General features: G+C 63.5%; 13 protein-coding genes and 1 pseudogene. 8 read left to right on the top strand and 6 right to left on the bottom strand.

Translation table 11 applies throughout. From position 1 onward, the window contains the following. Positions 1-10 precede the first annotated feature (10 nt). Positions 11-2,404: a DNA polymerase II gene (locus LY622_RS10825; RefSeq protein WP_234290918.1), complete on the top strand. Its 2,394-nt coding sequence runs from the start codon at positions 11-13 to the stop codon at positions 2,402-2,404. On the opposite strand, the gene LY622_RS10820 is transcribed toward LY622_RS10825, so the two are convergent. From LY622_RS10820 to LY622_RS10810, 3 genes are all read right to left on the bottom strand, one after another. Beyond that, complete coding sequence (locus LY622_RS10820; RefSeq protein WP_234290917.1) at positions 2,386-3,549, bottom strand: LBF_2804 family protein; 1,164 nt, start codon at positions 3,547-3,549, stop codon at positions 2,386-2,388. The two genes, LY622_RS10825 and LY622_RS10820, sit on opposite strands and share 19 nt — an antisense overlap. Before the next feature lie 160 nt (positions 3,550-3,709). Continuing rightward, on the bottom strand, positions 3,710-5,038 hold the full coding sequence (locus LY622_RS10815; RefSeq protein ID WP_234290916.1) for a glycerophosphodiester phosphodiesterase family protein: 1,329 nt from the start codon (positions 5,036-5,038) through the stop codon (positions 3,710-3,712). 159 nt (positions 5,039-5,197) lie between these two features. Next, the gene (locus LY622_RS10810) at positions 5,198-5,827 is read right to left on the bottom strand and encodes a glutathione S-transferase family protein (RefSeq protein ID WP_234290915.1); all 630 of its coding nucleotides are present in this window, start codon (positions 5,825-5,827) and stop codon (positions 5,198-5,200) included. A gap of 181 nt (positions 5,828-6,008) precedes the next feature. Between LY622_RS10810 and LY622_RS10805 the strand changes: the two genes are divergently transcribed. Next, a complete protein-coding gene (locus tag LY622_RS10805; RefSeq protein WP_043511071.1) occupies positions 6,009-6,281 on the top strand; it encodes a hypothetical protein in 273 nt (90 codons plus the stop codon). A gap of 122 nt (positions 6,282-6,403) precedes the next feature. Further along, positions 6,404-6,586 (top strand): annotated as a pseudogene (locus LY622_RS10800) (hypothetical protein); the annotation flags it as partial. On the opposite strand, the gene LY622_RS10795 reads toward LY622_RS10800, so the two are convergent. From LY622_RS10795 to LY622_RS10785, 3 genes are all read right to left on the bottom strand, one after another. Further along, the gene (locus tag LY622_RS10795; RefSeq protein ID WP_234290913.1) at positions 6,529-9,747 is read right to left on the bottom strand and encodes a transglycosylase domain-containing protein; all 3,219 of its coding nucleotides are present in this window, start codon (positions 9,745-9,747) and stop codon (positions 6,529-6,531) included. The pseudogene LY622_RS10800 and the gene LY622_RS10795 sit on opposite strands and share 58 nt — an antisense overlap. Positions 9,748-9,914: 167 nt before the next feature. Then, entirely contained in the window at positions 9,915-11,390 is a 1,476-nt protein-coding gene (gene thiI / locus LY622_RS10790; RefSeq protein ID WP_234290912.1) for a tRNA uracil 4-sulfurtransferase ThiI, read from the bottom strand. A 154-nt stretch (positions 11,391-11,544) separates the two neighbouring features. Continuing rightward, the gene (locus LY622_RS10785) at positions 11,545-11,826 is read right to left on the bottom strand and encodes a hypothetical protein (RefSeq protein WP_234290911.1); all 282 of its coding nucleotides are present in this window, start codon (positions 11,824-11,826) and stop codon (positions 11,545-11,547) included. Positions 11,827-12,346: 520 nt separating this feature from the next. Here LY622_RS10785 and LY622_RS10780 point away from each other — a divergent pair. The 5 genes from LY622_RS10780 to LY622_RS10760 all read left to right on the top strand — a co-directional run. After that, positions 12,347-14,581, top strand: coding sequence for a TolC family outer membrane protein (locus LY622_RS10780; RefSeq protein ID WP_234290910.1), 2,235 nt, complete (start codon positions 12,347-12,349; stop codon positions 14,579-14,581). Between the two features lie 108 nt (positions 14,582-14,689). Continuing rightward, positions 14,690-16,861 (top strand): type I secretion system permease/ATPase, encoded by a 2,172-nt coding sequence (locus LY622_RS10775; protein WP_234290909.1) that lies wholly within the window; start codon positions 14,690-14,692, stop codon positions 16,859-16,861. Then, positions 16,861-18,291: an HlyD family type I secretion periplasmic adaptor subunit gene (locus LY622_RS10770; RefSeq protein ID WP_234290908.1), complete on the top strand. Its 1,431-nt coding sequence runs from the start codon at positions 16,861-16,863 to the stop codon at positions 18,289-18,291. The genes LY622_RS10775 and LY622_RS10770 overlap by 1 nt, the downstream gene beginning before the upstream one ends. Next, complete coding sequence (locus tag LY622_RS10765) at positions 18,291-18,914, top strand: response regulator transcription factor (RefSeq protein ID WP_234290907.1); 624 nt, start codon at positions 18,291-18,293, stop codon at positions 18,912-18,914. The genes LY622_RS10770 and LY622_RS10765 overlap by 1 nt, the downstream gene beginning before the upstream one ends. A 181-nt stretch (positions 18,915-19,095) precedes the next feature. Then, positions 19,096-20,279, top strand: a 1,184-nt coding sequence (locus LY622_RS10760) for a retention module-containing protein (RefSeq protein WP_234290906.1), incomplete at its 3' end; no start/stop codon positions are given.

Raw genomic sequence — 20,279 nt, 5'->3', positions numbered from 1 at the left:
CGAGGTAACGGTGGAGCGACAGCAGGGTTTCGTGTTGACCCGCCATTGGCGGGACACACCCGCGGGTACCGAGGTCACATTCTGGCTGGCGACCGATGATGGCCCACGGCATGTCAGCCTGACGGCGCAGCCTTCGGTGGCCTTCATTCCCGTCGAACAGCGCGTGCAGGCGGAAGTCCTGCTGCATGGCGAACGGGACGTCGAGCTGCGCCCGCTCAAGCTGCGTGATTTCCGGCAGCGCTCGGTGCTGGGGCTCTACTGCCGGCAGCATCGACAGCTGATGAACCTGGAGAAACGGCTGCGCGAGGCCGGTATCGATGTCTTCGAGGCGGATGTGCGGCCGCCCGAGCGCTACCTGATGGAGCGCTACATCACCGCTCCGGTGTGGTTCGCGGACCAAGAGACTTCCCGGGGTGCATTGGTCGAGACCCAGCTCAAGCCGGCGCCTGAGTACCGGCCACGGCTCAGGCTGGCGTCGCTGGACATCGAGACCAGCGAGCGGGGCGATCTCTACTCCATTGCCCTGGAGGGCTGCGGTCAGCGCCAGGTCTTCATGCTGGGGCCGGCGAATGGAGGGGAGGCTGAGTCGGGCGATGCGCCCGAGTCCCGGGACTTTTCCCTGCTCTACTGCGATGACCGCAAGGCGCTGCTGGTACGATTGAATGAATGGATCGCAGAGCATGATCCGGATGCGATCATCGGCTGGAACCTGGTGCAGTTCGACCTGCGCATCCTGCAGCGCCACGCGGAGCAGCTCGGCGTGCCGTTATTGCTGGGCCGTGGCGGCGAGCCCATGGAGTGGCGCGCCCACGGTAGCAACGCCAACCACTTCTTTGCCTCGGCCGCGGGGCGGCTGATCATCGACGGTATCGAGATGCTGCGTCAGGCAACCTGGCGTTTCGTTTCGTTCAGCCTGGAGCATGTTGCCCAGGAGCTGTTGGGCGAGGGCAAGGCCATCGACAGCCCCTATCAGCGCATGGACGAGATCAACCGCATGTTCGCCGAGGACAAGCCCCGGCTCGCCCGCTACAACCTCAAGGATTGCGAGCTGGTCACGCGCATCTTTGCCAAGACCGAGCTGATCGACTTCCTGCTCGAGCGGGCCGCGGTGACCGGCCTGCCCGCCGACCGGAGCGGCGGCTCGGTGGCGGCATTCTCGCATCTCTACCTGCCGCGCATGCATCGGCTCGGCTACGTCGCCCCCAATCTTGCGCCACGCCACGGCGTGGGAGTGAGCGAGGAGAGCCCCGGCGGCTTCGTGATGGATTCCCGGCCAGGGCTCTACGACTCGGTACTGGTACTGGATTTCAAGAGCCTCTATCCCTCGATCATCCGCACCTTCCTGATCGACCCGGTGGGGCTGGTGGAGGGCCTTGGTGAGCCGCAGGAGGATAGCGTGCCCGGCTTCCGCGGGGCTCGTTTTTCACGCACGCAGCACGCCCTGCCCGATATCGTGGAGCGCGTGTGGCAGGGCCGCGAGGCGGCCAAGCGCGAACGCAATGCGCCCTTGTCCCAGGCGTTGAAGATCATCATGAACGCCTTCTATGGCGTACTGGGTTCCCGGGGCTGTCGTTTCTTCGATCCACGGCTCGCCTCGTCGATTACCCTGCGCGGCCACGCCATCATGCATCGGACGCGGGAACTGATCGAAGAGGAGGGGTATACCGTTATCTACGGTGACACCGACTCGACCTTCGTCTGGCTCGGCCGCCGTCGCAGTGAGTCGGAGGCCAGCGCCATCGGTCGCGATCTCGCTGCGAGCGTCAACCGCTGGTGGGATCAGCATCTGGCCTCGACGCTGGGGCTGGAAAGTGCCCTGGAGCTGCAGTTCGAGACGCATTACTGTCGCTTCCTCATGCCCACCATCCGCGGTGCCGAGCAGGGCAGCAAGAAGCGCTACGCCGGGCTGGTAGGCGGTGAGGGTGGCGACGAGAGCATCGTCTTCAAGGGCCTCGAGGCGGTGCGCGCGGATTGGTCTCCACTAGCCAAGGCCTTCCAGCAGGAACTGTATCGGCTGGTTTTCACCCACCAGCCGCACCGCGAGTTCGTACGTGACTACGTTCGGCGCACGTTGGCCGGTGAGTTCGATGAGCGGCTGGTTTATCGCAAGCGGCTGCGACGAAGGCTCGACGACTATCGTCGCAACGTGCCGCCCCATGTGCGTGCGGCGCGGCTGGCCGACGAATACAATCAGCAGCTGGGCCGGCCCAGGCAATACCAGAACGGCGGCTGGATCCGCTATGTGATGACCGTGGCGGGCCCTGAGCCGCTGGAGACACGCCGCTCCGCCATCGATTATCACCACTACCTGAGCCGGCAGCTGCAGCCGGTGGCCGATGCCATCCTTCCTTTCGTCGGCGACGACTTCTCGGCCCTGATCGATCGTCAGCTCGGCCTGTTCTGAGGGAAGCCCCACCCAGGCTGACGGCCTTCCAGCATTTCCTTGCGCCGCGCCTGCAGGCGCTCTTCGTCAAGCGCTACCCCGCAGGCTTCATGGACTTCCTGCAGGAAGCGCCGGGGCCTGCCCCGCCAGGTGCCTCCCAGCACCGTGGCGACGGTCAGTATCTCGAGCACCCAGTGCATTTCTGTCTCGTCCAGCGTGTCGAGTTGACGCCGATGCTCCGGCCAGTCGATGGTTAATTCCCTGTCGCTGGCTTCGAAGGCGTCGAGAAGCCGGGAGAGAAGATAGACGTGGCTCGGGTGGGCATCCTGGTTGCGCATGATCAGCTCGCCCATGCCCTGCAGGATCACATCCCGCGCGGTACTGCCCAGCCGGTCGAGGTCGGCGTCCAGGCGATGCAACAGGGTCTCGATCCTGTAGGGGCCGAGGGCCTGGACCTTGGCCTTGCGCATGATGCGCCAGGTGATGATGGCGTTCCAGATGGCATAGAGCGGCCCGGTAACCAGCGGCAGCATTCCGCGCAGGGCCATGCGGCCGAAGACGCGGCGCATCAGTACGCGCAGGATGAAGCTGCTGACCCCGACCTTCATCCGGTACATGACCGAGATGGCGGCCAGTTTCCAGCGACCCATCTGGGCATAGGGGTCGATGCCATAGATACGGTGCCTGGGACTGGGGAGCTCCAGTGCAACGCGTGACATGCCGCTCAGTAGCAGCCTTGCGTATTGGCTGTCCTGGAGCGGGATGCCAGTGATCCGGCTGATCCGTGCGACACCACGCAAGGCGTTCCAGTAGAGGAAGAGGATCTCCACCGCACTGACCACGCCCGCCACCGCGAAGAAGCCGGCCCAGTAGGGCAGTTGCTCCATCAGGGTCATGTCCTGCATCCCATCGAGGATGCCCTTGCGCATGAACCACTCCATGCCGCCGATGATGGCCCCGGAGAGGATCCCCGCAATCGCCGACCAGATTATCGCCTGACGACCTGCGCGCTTGAGTGCGATGCGCTCTTCGTCACGGCACGCCTGTAGTGGATAGCTCGCCTTGGGGTTCTGTTTGCGAAGATAGTCCGCCGCGCGGCGTTCGAGGATATTGGGTTCCGGCGAGTACTGCTGGTCTGGATCCCGGGAGGAAGCGGTTTCTGCCATAGAGGATGGGCCGACGTTGGATGGCTTCAGGATTCGAGATCATGATGCTCAGGGTAGTCGTATATCGGCGAAGGGGAGCCGCGGATGAGTGCGGCAGCAAAGCCGGGGCTGAGAGGGGAGAGAAGGCCGCGCCGTGGCGCGGCCGATGGAGTCGTGCGATCTAATCGTCGCGCTGCATGCAGTTGTCGTAGAACGCCACCGTGGCGGGCCAGTCGGTGAAGATGCCGTTGATCCCGACGTCCTGTACCAGTACGTCCAGTGTGATCAGCTTGTCGCCTTCCCGGCGAATGACATCCTCGGTAGTGCTGTGGTACCACTGGCCGCCTGCCGCCAGGGGCCCAGAGCGCTCCAGGGTCCAGGTCATCAGCTCGAGCCCCGCTTCCTTGGCACGCTCGGTGTAGACCGAAGGGATGATCCGGCTATCGTCTTCTCCGAAGTCGGGGTTCGATGCCAGTAGCATCCAGGTCGGTGGGGCGATGGTGTGTACGCCCATCTCGACGAGTTCCTCCATGTTGGGTGACCAGCTGTCCGGGTCCGCGTGGTCGAAGTCGTCGTCGTTGTATCGCCCGTCCAGGTAGTAGGCCTGTGCGCCGAACTCAGGCTCGTTCTCGAGCCAGTACAGCACGTCGTCGAGCAGGAAGGATTGGGCAAAGACGTCGCCGGCGGGGACCCCGGCCTCCTTGTACTCATCGATCATCTTCTGGGCATAGTCTTCCTGAGAGAAGCCGTTGAAGGGCATCTCCACGCTGGGCTCCTTGAGCTCCGGCGTCATCTTCACGCCCAGGTCCTTGAACAGCGCGATGGTATCGGCGTGGCTCATCAGGGTGCCGCGGGTGGCGTAGAGATCCGAGCGCCAGCGGGGGGTGCCGTCAAGGTACTCCTCGATGCTGGTAGCCTCCCGATTGGCGCCTTCCATGGTGCCCTGAAGGGTACGGAATTCGGCCAGGGTGATATCGCTGGTGCAGCACTGGATATCGGCGGCATTGGTCAACTCGCCGCTGTCCGGGTCGAACTCGGGAGGAACGCTGCACTTCTCGACGAGATCGGTCTCGACGATATTGGTGGTGTAGTGCAGGTCGCACTGCCCATGGCGACAGACCAGCTCGTGATCGGCGGTGAAGGTGACATCGCATTCAATGATGCCGGCGCCGCCCTGGGCGCCGGCGAGATAGGACTCCAGGGTGTGTTCGGGGAATTGGAGGGGCGCGCCACGGTGGGCAATGGTCAGCTCGGAAGGCTGCCAGTCGGTGTTTTCCGCGGCGCAGCGCATCAGTCTCGACTTGAGCTCCCGTTCGCGGGTGGTCTCTTCGCTCATGTCGTTGACCAGGAACAGCGGTCGGGGCCCGAGCGTCACGTTCTTGGCGGCGGCGATCAGGGTGTCGTCCCATTCGGGGCCATTGGCGTCGTCGGCATGGACCGTTGAGCCAAGCAGGAGGCAGAGCATCAGGGCAGCGAGGCTGCCGAGCAGAGTCAGGGGATTTTTTTTCATGAGGTGTCTCGCTGGCTTCCTTGTTAGCGTTATGGAAACCCCGACTGTGAGCGCCGCGCATGACAAGCGTATGGCGGGATGGAGACAGTCAGGGAACCTCTACTAGCGTAGAAGCTTTGCCGGACTCTGCGACCGTTGCGGCCATCAGGCTCGATGCAATCAGGGTTGGGGGATCGCGTTCACTTCCTTCGGGCAGTGATAGCCCCGTTGCACCGCCGGCCTGGCGGCTATCTCCTTGTACCAGCGTTTCACGTTGGGATAGTCGTTGAGGTCGATGCGTTGCCACTCGAACCGGGAAACCCATGGCCAGGTGGCCATGTCGGCGATGCCATAGTCACCGGCAAGGTACGCCGTCTCGTCGAGTCGTCTGTCGAGGACGCCGTAGAGGCGCTGCGCCTCGCCGTGAAAGCGCTCCTCGGCGTAGGGTGCCTTTCCCGGGTTGAAGTGCAGGAAATGGTGAGCCTGGCCCAGCATGGGGCCGATACCGCCCATCTGCCACATCAACCACTCCAGCGTACGGTGCCGCCCCTCCAGGTCCTCCGGCAGGAAGCGGCCGTGTTGTTCTGCGAGATAGACCATTATGGCTCCCGACTCCATCAACACGATGCCGGTATCATTGTCACGGATTGCCGGGATCTTGTTGTTGGGGCTTACCGCCAGGAAAGCCGGGTCGAACTGCTCCCTCTGTGTAATATCCACGGCGTGGGCACGATAGGGCAGGCCGAGCTCTTCCAGCAGGATGGAGACCTTGCGGCCGTTCGGGGTGGTCCAGGTCCAGAGGTCGATCATCGTCGTTTCCTTGTCGCGTTTTTACGGTCTCAGGCAGGTTGGCACAGCCCGGCGAGGCTTGCCATCCAGACGATGAGAACACTGTTCGAAAAAGATTGACGGCGGTGGGAAAGCGATGCTATTTAGCGCTACCGGCAATGTCTGCCGGAGCGAAAATCGTAACTTCCGAGGGTTTGTGAACATGCCGCTGCGCCGCTGTTTGCCCATTCTGCTGGTGGCTCTCTTCGTCACCGGTTGTGCCAGTAACACCACCATTGCTCCGCGTTACACGACCGACAATCCCGACCTGTTGAGAATCGGCGGCGACCGTCCTTCCAATCCGGACGTGCGTACGGAAAATGCCGGTTCCTTCTGCGTCGAGATTACCGAGCGCTGGAACGAGCACGGCAAGACGCCCGACGGCCAGGTTCTCTGGGCCAAGGATACCCTGCGCAAGGTCGTTCCTTGCCGCTAGATGTCCTGAACGCTTGATGCGATTGATGCTATACCCAGCTCGGCGCGCCAGCGCCGGGCTTTTTTTCGTCTTGCGATCGGGGTATACGTGACGCGACTCGGATATCAAACATATGTTTGAACATGCCGCTGCTGGCCGATGCCTTCTTCAACAGCATGGCGGTAACGATCATGGGCGGCCTGGCCTTCGCGTCGTTGTTGACGCTGATCGCCGTGCCGGTGTTCTACTCGCTGTTGTTCGGCATTCCCTATCGCCGTGCCAGTTCCTGTGCCGACAAGGGGGAGGCGGCCGAATCCGGGACGTGATCCGCCGGTCCGGCGAAATGAAATACATCCGTCTCGTCGGTGGGCACACAGGTGTTTCTTCCGGGCTGGAGGTGGGGGCGCAGGATCGGCTCCATGCCCTTGAGCACCTGTACGGGTAACGCCGAGGTGAAACGGAAGTTGTCCGATTCACTGCCCGCCACATAGGCGGTGAGCGTGCCGAAATGGTTGTCACCGAGATAGAACACGAAGGTGGCGGTGCGGTTGCGTGCCCTGGAGTCGATGACTTGCCCGCCCCGCGTCACGGTCTCGATACGGTTGTTGCCAGTGCCGGTCTTGCCGCCCAGGGTCAGGGCCGTCCCATCCTCCAGGGTGAAGCTGCCCTGGAGCCGCCGTGCGGTACCCCCATCCACCACGCTGGAAAGCGTTTCCCGAAGAACTGCTGCTACTGCAGGCTCCATTACCTGCTGGGCAAGCCGGTTGGAGTGCTGGAAACGGGTCTCGTAGGGCGTGTCGGCGGCGAAGTGGAGGTCGTCGATGCGCAACGTCGGCAGGCTTACGCCGTCGTTGAGAATGATGCCCATCAATTCGGCCAGGGCCGCTGGACGATCCCCGGACGTGCCCACTGCGGTGGCGAGCGAGGGAACGAGGTGCTCGAAGGGGTAGCCCAGGCGCTGCCAGCGCTGATGGATATCGAGGAAGGCCTCGACTTCCAGCATGGTGCGGATACGCACATCCCTGGCGCTGCGGTGGCGGGTCCTGAACAGCCAGTCGTACACCTCCTGGCGTTCCTGCTGGCTGGCGGCGGCAATGTCGAAGAAGCTCGCCTCTGGGTAGTCCAGCAGATAGCCGAGCAGCCACAGCTCCAGGGGATGGACCTGGGCAATATAGCCCTGGTCGGAGAGCGAGAAGCTGCCCGGTGCGTGGCGCTCATAGAGCGTGTCGATCGGGAGTTCGCTGAGCGCAGTGCCGGTGGGGAGCCACTCGGCGAGGAAGGCGGCGAAGGCGATGCGGTCGGCCTCGGGGTACAGGTAGCGGTGAACCGCCGCCAGGCGTGGCGCGGTACTCCGCAGGCCGCCGAGGAAGACCTCCAGGCGCTCGTTGCTGTCCAGGTTGCGATACTTGCGCCAGAAGCGCTGCAGGAAGACGCGGCCTTCGCGGTCGGCAAAGCGTTGCAGGTACTCGAGGCGGCGGGGGTCCTTGTCGTCCTCGAGCAGCAGGCTGCGATGCTCGTTATGGTGCGTGCTGTAGCGAACAAGATCCCGCAGCAGCCGTATGAAGGGCAGGTTGAGCGACTCGCGCATGGCTTCCTTCAGCGTCGGGTTGCGTCCGTTGTCTTCACGTCGGAAATTGCTGAAGGTGTGGCGTCCGCCGCCGGTGAAGTAGGCCTCGTTGGGGCTGGCGGAATAGCGGCGTTCCATGGCGGCGTCGAGCAGCTCGGCCAGGGAGAGGTCGGGCCGGGTAGCCAGGGTGTCGACGACCCAGCGGCTGAGGACATCCTGACGGTCCAGCTCTACCTGTCGCAGCGATTCCGCCGATTCGCCGGCGTAGCGCCGGTGGAGCTCGGCGATGACTTCCAGATAGGTGGCGAGCACCCTGAGCTTGGCAGTGGAACCGAGCTCTAGCTTGCTGCCCTCGTTGATATCGAAGGGCTGGCCGGTATTGTCGGTCTGTACGCGTACGCGGAAGCTGTCCTCGCCACGCTCATAGAGCGTGAAGCTGTAACGTACCTCCCGCGTCTTTTCCGGTGCCAGAAGGCGGTCGCCGAACAGGCCGACCTCGCTGGCGAACTCTGGGTCGGCCAGGCGATGCAGATAAGCCGTGACCTGTTCCTGGAGTTCGCCGTGCAGCGTCGTGCGGGCGCTGAGGTCGAGCCTGTCCAGGTCGTAGAACGACTGGCCCAGGAGGTTGCCCAGGCGACCGCGAGCCGTCTGCAGCCCCTTGTCCTGTTCGACCTTCCGGGATGCCGGGTCGCGGCTGAAATCGCGAAAGGTCAGGCGCTGAGCGAGGGCGGTGTCGCGTAATGCAGGGGCAATGACGCCTTCGTCGGCCAGAAGCCTCAGGTAGCTGTCGGTGAGCTGCTCCAGTCCCTGGCGTCCACCGTTGAGGTACCAGGAGGGGCGCCGCTGGGCAATCATCAGGGCCACGATCTGGCGCAGGGCCAGGCCTGGTTGTGCCAAGTCATCGCCCCGACTGCCATCAGCCTCCAGCTGTCGATTGAAGGTGTCGAAGTCCTCACCGAACCATACCCAGAGCGCATCACCGATGCCGTGAACCTCGCCATATCCAGGAGCCGCCGCCAGCGGCACCGAATTGATGTAGTCCAGCGCCACGTCCTGGCGTGCCGACAGCGTCTGGGGGCCATGCATGTAGCTGCGTACGCTGGCCGAGATCATCTGGCGCAGCTTTTCCATGGGCGATCCGGTAAGGCCGCCGGGCGAGTGGCGATATTTCTCCAGCTGGGTAGCAAGGGTGCTGCCACCGGAAGACTGGCCGGAGACATCCAGTGCCCTGCCGACCTGGGACACGGCGGCCATGGTGAACCGTGGCCAGTCGACGGCTGGATTGGCATACGGCGTGCTGTCATCGAGCAGGTGACGATTCTCGATGAACAGCAGGACCTGCACTATCAGCGGTGGAACGGCATCGAAATGGGGGTAGTGGCGCTGTGGGTGACGAAACGTGTAAAGCGTTTCCCCGCGACACTCAAGCAGGGTCAGGCCGGCTTGTGTCTTCTCCGCATAGGGGGGGAAGAAACCGCGCTTGGTATACTCCAGCAGCGACGGGGAGAATCGTGCCTGTTGGGTTACCTCGTAGCCCCTGCCCAGCAAGCGCTTCTCGATAGTGGGCAGCTGTGTATAGCCCAGCCGCTGGTCGAAGGGTCCATGGCTGGGAAACAGGATGCGATCGCTCTGTCCCGGGGCGAGGGTGTAGCGCAGGGTACCCGCATAGCGCGATAGCTCCTGGGCCTGGAAGTGGGAGGTGCGCGCTTCAGCCACCAGAAGGGTGGCCAGGGTCACGGCAAACAGGGCCAGCAGCACAGCCAGCACGAGATACAGCAGCCGGTGGGACCTGGCCGGCACAGGGGCCGGCTCGAGCGGCGGCTCCTCGATGAACAGGGATGCCCGGCGCCCTGATGCGTTTCTCTCGACCCAGGACGCAGCGGATGAGTTCCGGCGTGACGAACCATCGTACGGTGCCATACGCCCCTTCCTCTGCCGATTCTCCCTCTTATTCTTGTAGCCTAGTTCGCCGCGAGAAATACAGTAGTTTTACCAACGGTAAAAGAAATGTAATTTTCAGTCAGGCAAAACAGCCCCCTTGGGGCCGTCCGAGAGGGGGGAGTCGCTGCTCGGCGAGCCGCTCCCTGTCAGGCGCCTCGATAGATACCGAAGTGGGTGAGGCCACGGTCGAGCAGGTGCAGGGCCTGCACCCGGCTCATCACACCCTGATCGCAGTAGAGCAGGTAGCGGCGATCGGCCGGCAGAGCCTCGGCCTGCGCCTGAAGCTCGTAGAAGGGGATCTGCAGGCACTCGATGCTGGGGAGCGTCAGTGGGGTCGAGTCACGCTCGGCGTCGGGGCGAATGTCGATCACGCTGACATTCTTTTCTCGAGCCAGCTCATGGGCGCCCTGCACGACATGAAGCGACGGCTCCGGTGTCGTCATCTGCTCCAGTAGCCGCTCCGAGCGAGTCATGGTGAGGCGCTCGATGGCGGTGTCGAGCACGCTGAAATCGAACCGCTGTTCTGCGGCTATTACCCGCGGACGCTGCGCCTGGGTATTGGGGCGCTGGGAAATCGCGCCGCAGACTTCCGGCATCACCTCGGCGAAGCGAGCAGTGCCGATTCGACGGGCGGTATCGATGATGTCCTGCTTGTCCTCGGCGACCAGTGGACGAAGGATCGGCAGGTCGCTGGCCTCGTCGATCAGGGCGAGGTTGGTCAGGCTCTGGCTGGAGACCTGGGCGATGGCGTCGCCGGTGACCAGCATCGGTATGCCTGCGCGTGCAGCAATACGACTGGCGGCCCGCATCATCATGCGCTTCAAGACGACGCCAATCAGGCCATCGGGAATGCTGCGCTGGAGCTCGGCGACGACGCCCTCGAACGGTACCGAGAAGAAGTGCACCCGGTGTGAGCGACCATAGGCTTGCCAAAGGTGATGGCAGACTTGGCGTACGGCTTGCTCATGACCGACACCGCCCAGGTCGAAGAACAGGAAGTGGGTCTTGATCCCGCGCCGGATCATCTTCCAGGCGGCAACCGGTGAGTCGTAGCCACCCGAGATCAGTGTCATTGCCTGACCCTGTACGCCCAGCGGATAGCCGCCAAGGCCGGGGTGCCGGTGTCGAACCAGCCGCATTCGGTTGTCGATGACATCCACTCGCACATCCACTTCCGGTTGGCCGAGATTCACCCTGGCACTGGGCACGGCATCCAGCAGGGCCTGCCCCAGGTATCGTTCCATCTCTTCGGAGGTGAAGTCGTGCCGGCCCCTGCGCTTCACGGTGACGCGAAAGCTGCGGTCGGTCAGTGAAGCCTGCCAGGCGGTCAGCAAATGTTGCGCGGTGTCGTCGAAGGAGAGGAAGGGCAGGTCATCGACGCTCTGCACCTCATGTACCCCAGGGATACGAACCAGGGCGGCCTCCACCTGCTGGCTCAATGCCGGCGTCGCCGTTTCCGGCAGTTTGACATGCAGCGCATCCCAGCCGCCCTGTACCCGAAAGCCTTCTCCCAGGGGGCGCAGCACATTGCGTACGTTGCCGACCAGGCAGCGGGTCATCTGGCGGCGGACGGAGCGCGACTTGATGGTGATTTCGGGAAACAGCTTGAGTAAGTAGTACATCGGCAGGTGCTTGTAAAAGAGGCGTAAAATCAGATGGTTGCCCATTGTAGCAGAGTGTCGCTTCCGCAGGCAGGCTGGTCGTCATGGGCGTTCGATACAACATGCCCGGCCGGGGCCGGGCATATCATCGGATAAAGGCAGGGGCAGGGCGGGCTCAGTAGAGGGCCTGCTCCTCGCTTACCACTTCCTTCAGCAGCTCGAGAAACAGCCTGTCGGCTTCGGAGTGATCGGCGGGGTCTTCGGGTATATGGATGCCGGTGGTGTCGGAGATTTCGTTGGCGATACGAGACACGACCCCCTCCTGGCTATTCTCGCCCAGATGACGCCTTGCAATGGCAAGCGATTGTTCGAGGATCTCCGGCTCCTGAAGGAGCTTCTTGATGAACCCGCGCAATTCATTGATCACACGAGTCTTCTGAATTTCGGATGCGGACATGGCGGTCTCCTTGTGATGATGGCCGTGTCGGTGATGGCTTGACGATAGCATGTTTGGCGGTGGTCGGGAGAGGGCCTGATCGGTGCGCGGGATCAAGAGCGGCGAGTGTTGGGTCAGCGTTTACACGGAAGTTGTTGGACAAAACGACAAGCTCGGTTACGCTATATTACAAACCATCAGACATCACAAAAAAGCCTGTGGTGGTTCATATTCTGTCGGCTGGTGTCACTGGTTCTGGATAGCTTGTGGTATGACAGGCTATTTGAGCGGAAATAGTGCATTGTGTCATGACGCTCAGGACGCGACACGCTGGAAACGCGTGATAACAGCCCTGTGGTGTGGCCGTGTGAGCGGTTCGCATGATGCCAGCGATAGATCAGGTTTCGAAAGGGAATCGGGAAAGGATGCACCACCCCCTCCAATGGGCGGGTGAGCCCCGAAATAACAACAATTCAAAGAATACTTCAAGCCGGACCATACCTGTAGTGACAGGCGTCCGATCTCATGAAAAGGGAACACCATGAAGAAGAACTCTGACCTCTCTCGTACCCGTCGTCTGGTCAAGGCCGTCGCGCTGGGCTCATCGTTGACGCTACTTCCGATCGCGGCAGCCGTAGCACAGAGCCTGCCACCGGGAATGGCAGCCCCGGGATCTGCCGACCTCCAGCAGGTGATACGCCAGGCGCTGATGACAAACCCTGAAGTACAGGCAGCCTGGAATGGGCTGAACGCCGCCGGTCATGATGTGGGTGTGGCACGCGGCAACTACCTGCCCAGCATCGATGTGGCCGCCGGTATTGGTCGTGAAGACACCGAAGGGGATGGTCGCGGCAGCTACGATACCGATTTCGCCGAACTGACGCTCAATCAGATGATCTACGATGGCTTCGCCACGCGTAGCGAGGTCGAGCGCCTGGACCGTGCCAAGCTGGTGCGCTACTACGAACTGCTGGGTGCCAGCGAGAACGTGGCGCTCGAGGCGGCGCGTGCCTATCTGGATGTCAGCCGTTACCGCGACCTGGTGCGTCTGGCCCAGGACAACTACGCCGACCATCAGCGGGTCTTCAACCAGATCGAGGATCGCGTCCGCTCCGGTGCCGGTCGTGGGGTCGACCTCCAGCAGATCTCCGGCCGCCTGGCACTGGCCGAGTCCAACCTGATGACCGAGGCCTCCAACCTGCACGACGTGACGGCACGGTACCAGCGGATCGTGGGCGCCCTGCCTGCCGAGAATCTCGCGCCAGCGCCGCAGCTTGACGACCGCCTGCCGCCTTCGGTCGCCGACGCGGTCAACATGGCCTTCGAGGGGAATCCCGAGTTCCATGCCGCCATCGAGAACATCGAGGCGTCGCGGGCGGAACAGGCGGGCACCCGGGCGGGCTTCCAGCCGCGGCTGGACCTGCGTGGCCGTACCGGTACCAACAACGAAAGCGGCATTGCGGGGCGTCGCGACCAGCACAGCATCGAGCTGGTGGCGAGCATGAACCTGTACCGTGGCGGCAGCGACCTGGCCTCCTTCCGTGCCGCCAGTGACCGTGTCGAGCAGTCGGTGAGCCTGCGCGACAAGGCGTGTCACGATGTCAGGCAGACCACCCAGATCGCCTACAACGACACCCAGCGACTGCGCGAGCAGATGCAGTACCTGAACGAGCACCGCCAGTCCATCGACCGGGTTCGCGGGGCCTACCAGCAGCAGTTCGATATCGGTGAGCGTACGCTGCTCGACGTGCTGGACAGCGAAAACGAGTACTTCGAGGCCAGCCGCGCCTACGTCAACGCCGAATATGACGTCGTGCTCGCTGATGCCCGCACACTGGCGGCCATGGGACAGCTGATGCAGGCGATGGGGGTGGCGCGTGACGACATGCCCAGCCTGGCGGAAATGGGCAGTGACGGTGTCGAGCTCGACCCCAGCGTGATCTGCCCGGTGCAGGGCCCGGCCGGCTTCACCCTGGCGGACCTGACCGGCGGCGTGAACGTACCGGCTCCTGTCCGGGGGCCGGATGTCACTCTCTCCGCCGATGCCCTGTTCGCCGTGAACAGCGCCGACCTGACCCCGAACGCCAGGAATGAACTCGATGCGCTGGTCACCCAGATTCGCGATCGGGAAAACCTCGGCGGCGTCTTCATCGCCGGCCATGCCGACAGCACAGGCACCGATGCCATCAACGATCCGCTGTCACAGCGCCGAGCCGATAGCGTTGCCGACTACCTGGTCAGCCAGGGCGTGCCGCGTGACCTGATCGAAACGCGGGGCTACGGCTCCCGGCAGCCCATTGCCAGCAATGATACGGCGCAGGGGCGTCAGCAGAATCGTCGGGTCGAGGTAACCCTGGAGACTCGCCAGGAGAATGCCAGCCGCCTCCAGCAGCCGGGGCAGCAGGACGAAGCCGTGTTCGGCAGCGTGTCGAAGCCTGCGGTGCAAAAGCCGGAAACGGCCGAGCAGGCGATTGAGACGCCACAGGGCCTGTATGCCAACATCCCGCAGGGGTTGGCTGACATCGAGAGCACCAATATGGCTGCTATCGTGCCGGAAAATGCCATGTTCCTGCAGGTGGCGGCGCTGTCACAGGAGGAATCGGCGCTCGGCCTGCGTGATGAGCTGAGCCGCGTGCTGGATCGTCCGGCCACCCTCGCCAGCGGTTCCGGCCTGCACCGGGTTCGTCTGGGGCCGATCGACTCTCGTGAGCTGGATGAGCTCCAGACCCGGCTCGACCGGATGGGGTATCACGGTGCCTATGCGGTGCGTGGTTAGGAGCGAGCAATGCCTGCCTATGAGCCCGGTTACGGCCGGGCCATTGCCTGATGTCAGGCCGCACGCTCGCTGCGGCCTGCATCGCTCCCGCTTTCGCAAGAGGTAGCTGTGACCCGACAGGAAAATCTTGAACCGGCGCCGGAGTCGGCGCGGTCCGCAGTGCGTGATGAACTGCTCGCCTGCCTGCAAAGTATCGCCCTTGCGCATGACCACGGTGTCACTGCCGAATCCCTGACGGCGGGCCTGCCGCTCGAGGATGGCAGGCTGACCCCGGGCGTCTTTCCGCGTGCCGCCACCCGGGCAGGCATGACGGCAAGAATCGTCAAGAGCCGCCTGGTGCAGCTCAATCCAGCCCTTTTTCCTGTCGTCCTGCTGCTCGAGCCGGGTCGTGCCTGCGTGCTCGTCGCCCTGGATATCAAGACACGACAGGCCAAGGTGATCTTCCCCGAACTGGGGGAAGCCGTTACCGAAGTGAATCTCGATGGCTTGCTCGGCAGCTACAGCGGCCAGGCCATCTACGTGCGTCCGCGTTTCCGCTTCGATGAGCGTGGTCCGGAAGTCAAGCAACAGCGGGCTCGCCACTGGTTCTGGGGCGTCATTCGCGAGAACCGCAAGCTCTACCGCGACGTCATCATCGGCTCATTGCTGATCAACCTGTTTGCCGTGGCGATGCCGCTGTTCGTGCTCAACGTCTACGACCGCGTGGTGCCCAACCAGGCGACAGAAACGCTCTGGGTGCTGGCAGCCGGTATCTTTGTCGTGCTCTGCTTCGACCTGGTGCTGCGCCTGATGCGCAACGCCTTCGTCGACCTCGCCGCCAGCCGGGCCGACGTCAAGCTCTCGTCCTCCATCATGGCCAGGGTATTGGGCCTGCGCATGGAGGCGCGGCCGGCTTCCACGGGTTCCTTCGCGGCCACCCTGCAGTCCTTCGAATCGGTGCGTGCCTTCATTGGTTCGGCAACGGTGGTCTCCCTGGTCGACCTGCCGTTCGTGCTGCTCTTTGCCGGCATCATTGCGCTGATCGGCCCGCCACTGGTGCTGCCCGTGATTGCCGGCATCCTGTTCGTCCTGCTCTATGCCATGGCGGCGCAGGGCAAGCTGCATGAGCTTTCCGAGACGACCTGGCGGATCGGTGCGCAGCGCAACGCCACCCTGGTGGAATCGATCTCGCACCTGGAAACCGTCAAGACGCTGCGTGCCGAGAGCCGCATCCAGGGCTCCTGGGAGAAGGCGAGCGCCTTCCTGTCGCGTACGTCAGCACAGTTACGCCTGGTCAGCTCCTCGGTGACCAGCGTGGCGCAATGGGCGCAGCACAGCGTCGCCGTCAGCGTGATCATCATCGGCGTCTACCTGATCATCGATGGACAGCTGACCCAGGGTGGCCTGATCGCGGCCTATCTGCTTTCGTCCCGGGCCATGGCGCCGGTCAGCCAGGCCGCTGCGCTGCTGGCGCAGTATCACCAGTCGTCAACGGCGCTGCAGTCACTCAATGGCGTGATGGAGCGGCCGGTGGAACGGCCCGACGGCAAGCAGTTCATCAGCCGCCCGGTCATTCGCGGCGAGATCCGCTTCGACAAGGTGACGCTGCGCTATCCGGAAGAGGAGCGCGATGCGCTACGCGATATCTCGTTGAAGATCGAGCCTGGCGAGAAGGTGGCGCTGCTGGGCCGGGTCGGATGTGGCAAGTCGACGCTGAACAAGCTGATGCTGGGCCTCTACCAGCCCACCGGCGGGGCCGTTCTGGTTGATGGGGTGGACATTCGCCAGTTCGACCCCATCCAGCTGAGGCGCCATATCGGCTACGTGCCCCAGGACGTCAGCCTGTTCTTCGGTTCGCTGCGTGACAACGTGGTGGCGGGCGGCGGGAGCGATGGGGTGGACGATGAGGCGCTGCTGCGTGCGATCGAGCTGGCCGGCCTGCAGGGCCTGGTCAACTCACACCCCCACGGCGTCGACCTGCAGGTGGGTGAGCGCGGCCAGTCGCTATCCGGCGGCCAGCGCCAGGCCGTTGCCATTGCCCGGGCGCTGGTTCACGACCCCCAGATACTGCTGCTGGACGAGCCGTCCAGCGCCATGGACCATGCCAGCGAAGAGAGCTTCAAGGCGAGCCTGCAGTCCTATGCCAAGGGCAAGACCATGATCGTCGTCACGCACCGTACGTCGTTGCTGTCACTGGTCGATCGCATCATCGTCATCGACGCCGGCAAGGTGGTCGCCGACGGTCCTCGCGACAAGGTGGTCGAGGCCCTGCGCAAGGGTCAGATCGGGAGGGCCAACTGATGGCGAAGCCGAAGGGGCCAACGGCCGAGCAGCAGGGTTTCGAGGCGATCGGGCGCTTTTCCGAGGTGGGCGGCAAGCCGTTCCGGCCATTCATCGACCGGCTCTTTTCCCGGCGAGTCACATCGGCCCACCTCAACCGCGACTGGGCCAGCGACGCCGACTGGGCGCGCATGCAGCAGGACCCGATTCGGGCGCGGGCCTTCCTTTACACCTTTGCACTGGCCGTGGCAGCGCTGATCACCTGGGCTTACTTCGCCTCCATCGACGAGGTGACGCGTGGCACCGGGCGGGTCATCCCCTCAAGCCAGCTGCAGAAGGTACAGTCCTTCGACGGCGGGGTGGTACAGGAGATCCTGGTACGGGAAGGGCAACTGGTCGAGGCGGGAGAGGTATTGATGCGCATCGATCCCACCCGCTTCGTGGCCAACTTCCGCGAGAACCGGGCCCAGGCCTTGACGCTCAAGGCCCGGGCCGAGCGTCTCCGTGCCTTGATAACGGATACCCCGTTCGATCCGGACGAGGAGCTGCGTGCCGAGGCGCCCCATATCGTGGCCCAGGAGCGCGAGGTCTACGAGAGCCGCCGTGAAGAACTGCGCGAGCAGGAGAGTATCCTTCGTGACCGTATCCGCCAGCGCGAGGAGGAGCTCAACGAGGCGAAAGCCAGGCGGGACACCGCCCAGCGCGAGGCGAACATGGCCGGCCAGGAGCTGAACCTGACCCGACCGCTGCTGCAGTCCGGCGCTGTTTCAGAGGTGGACATTCTGCGGCTGGAGCGGGAGGTGTCGCGGGCCACCGGTGAGCGCAACCAGGCGGCATCGGCGGTGGCAAGGCTCGAGGCGGCGGTGGAGGAGTCGAGGACACAGCTGCGTGAAGTGAGTATCGAACGGCGCAGCGACTGGCGCAACGATCTGGCCCAGACTCTGGGCGATATCAACGCGCTGGACGAGTCGAGTGCCGGTCTCGAGGATCGGGTCCGCCTGGCGGAAGTGCGCTCCCCCGTGGCTGGCGTGGTGCAGCGCCTGGCGATCAACACCATCGGCGGCGTTGCGCAAGCCGGCCAGGAAGTGGTGGATATCATACCCAGCGATGACCAACTGCTGGTCGAGGCACGAATCGCTCCGCAGGACATCGCTTTCCTGCGTCCCGGGCAGCCCGCCACGATCAAGTTGACCGCCTACGATTTCGCCATCTATGGCGGCCTGCAGGCCGAACTGGATCATATCAGTGCCGACACCATCACCGACGATGAAGGCAATACCTACTACCTGGTTCGTGTGCGGACGGTCGACGGCGAGGAGCTCGCGAACGAGCTGTCGGTGATACCCGGCATGACCGCCCAGGTCGACGTCATGACCGGCAAGCGCACCGTGATGCAGTATTTGCTCAAGCCCGTGCTGCGGGCATGGAGTGACTCTATGGGGGAGCGTTGATGGCACATTTCTTCGTCTGTCACGGGCGCGACGAGATTCCTCGCTGGCGCATGGCATTTCCCGAATCCAGTTGGGTGGGGCCGACCCAGGCCCTGGAGCAGGTCGGGCGGGGCGATCTGGCATGGGTCATGAGCAACCTCGACGGCTGGGAGACGCTGGTACGGGATCTCGTGAACCGTGGTGCGGTTCTGGTCGTGCTGAGCTACACCCCGGACCCCGCGGAAGCGTCGCTCGCCCTGAATGCCGGCGCCCGCGGCTATGCCCACGCGCTTTCCCCCGCGGTACTGCTGCGTCAGGTGGCGCTTGTCACAAGCAACCAGGGCATCTGGGTACTGCCAGAGCTTTTGAGCAGTGTGGTAGGGGGCACCTTCAAGGCGCTGGGGGGGCGAGCACGCATGCACGGCGAGACCCTGGCGGCGTTGACCGAACGGGAGCGGACAGTGGCTCTCGCCGTGGCCGAAGGCAAGAGCAACAAGGTCGTCGCCCGTGAGCTCGATATCACCGAGCGTACCGTCAAGGCGCATCTGGGGGCGATTTTCCGCAAGCTCGGCATCCGTGACCGCATGCAGCTGGTGCTGCGGCTTTCCCAGCAGGAAGTCGGCATTGCCGATCACAGCCACTGATTCTCCGCGTCTATTTTCGTTACTGCTCGTAACCCCGCCCGGCCGTCGTGTCGGGCGTTTCTCATCCAGGCCCTGTCCATCGGTCCAATATCAATGCAGTGCTTCGTAACCTAATGTGACAGCATAAGCCAGTAATGGGCCTGCCCTGGATATTCCCGGTCGACCCGTTCAGGCACCGATAATGACCAAGTCCGCAGGGAGTCACCACATGAGCATTGCTACTGTCGTATCCATTTCCGGTCAGGCCTGGGCGCGCGACGCCGATGGCAACATGCGTGAGCTACGTGTGGGTGACACCCTGGCCGAGGGGGAGTCGCTTGTCACGTCCGATAACGGACGCGTCGAGCTCGATTTTGCCGACAACCTGGATCCGACCATCATCGAGGGTGGCCAGGTCGTCGCCATGACGCCTGAGCTCGATGCCGACCTGCCTGTGGACATGGACGAGTTCAGCGCCCTGGACGAAGACCTGGAGGCCCTGCTAGCCGCCCTGGACGATGACGACATAGACCTCCTCGACGTGCTCGATGCCACCGCGGCCGGTGCCGGCCCGGGCGGCGGCGCCGATGGCGGCCACAGCTTCGTTCAGTTGGCCCGTATTGCGGAAAACGTCGACCCGCTGGCGTTCGAGTTCGGTATGGGAGCGTTTGAAGAACCGCCGGAAATTGAAGGGGCGGGGCTGTTGGCTGCTGAAGCGGAGGAAGAGCCGGAACTGATACCTGAGCCCGAGCTGTTGCCGCCTGGCTCCATCACGGTATCGATCGACAACATCAATAGTGAAAACGTTACTCAAGTTCCTATTACCGGGACGACAACTAATGTCCCGGTAGGCAGCACCGTCAACATCGTAGTGACCGATCAGGAAGGAAACACAGCTACTACAACCACCATTGTGAATCCCGACGGGAGTTACCAGACTGAGATCGACCTTAGCAATCTCGTCGATGGGCCTATTACGGTCAACGCGAGCACTGTCGATCAGATTGGAGAAACAAGAGTTGCAACTGACCAGGCGGTGCTGGACGCCACCGCCCCGACGGTCAGCGTGGCTCTGGAAGACGCCTCGGGTGGCATCTACAGCGCCGAGGAGATCGAAGACGGCATCAACGCCACGGTCACCCTGGGTGCCGGCACCCAGGTGGGTGACACCCTGGTGGTGGTCGACGGCAAGGACAACGAGCTGTTCAACGGCCCGGTGACCCAGGCGATGCTGGATGACGGCCTGGTGGTCACCATCACCGACCTGGAAAACAGCGACACCGCGGTCAGTGTCACCGCCACGGTCACCGATCCGGCGGGCAACAGCGATACTGACAGTGACAACGGCGTGATTGATGCCGAGGTGCCGACGGTCAGCGTGGCCCT

The organism is Halomonas alkalisoli (genome assembly GCF_021412585.1).
GTDB classification, from domain to species: Bacteria; Pseudomonadota; Gammaproteobacteria; order Pseudomonadales; family Halomonadaceae; genus Halomonas; species Halomonas alkalisoli.
Note: the sequence above shows the minus strand (reverse complement) of the source record. Positions and strands in the feature narration are given on the sequence as shown.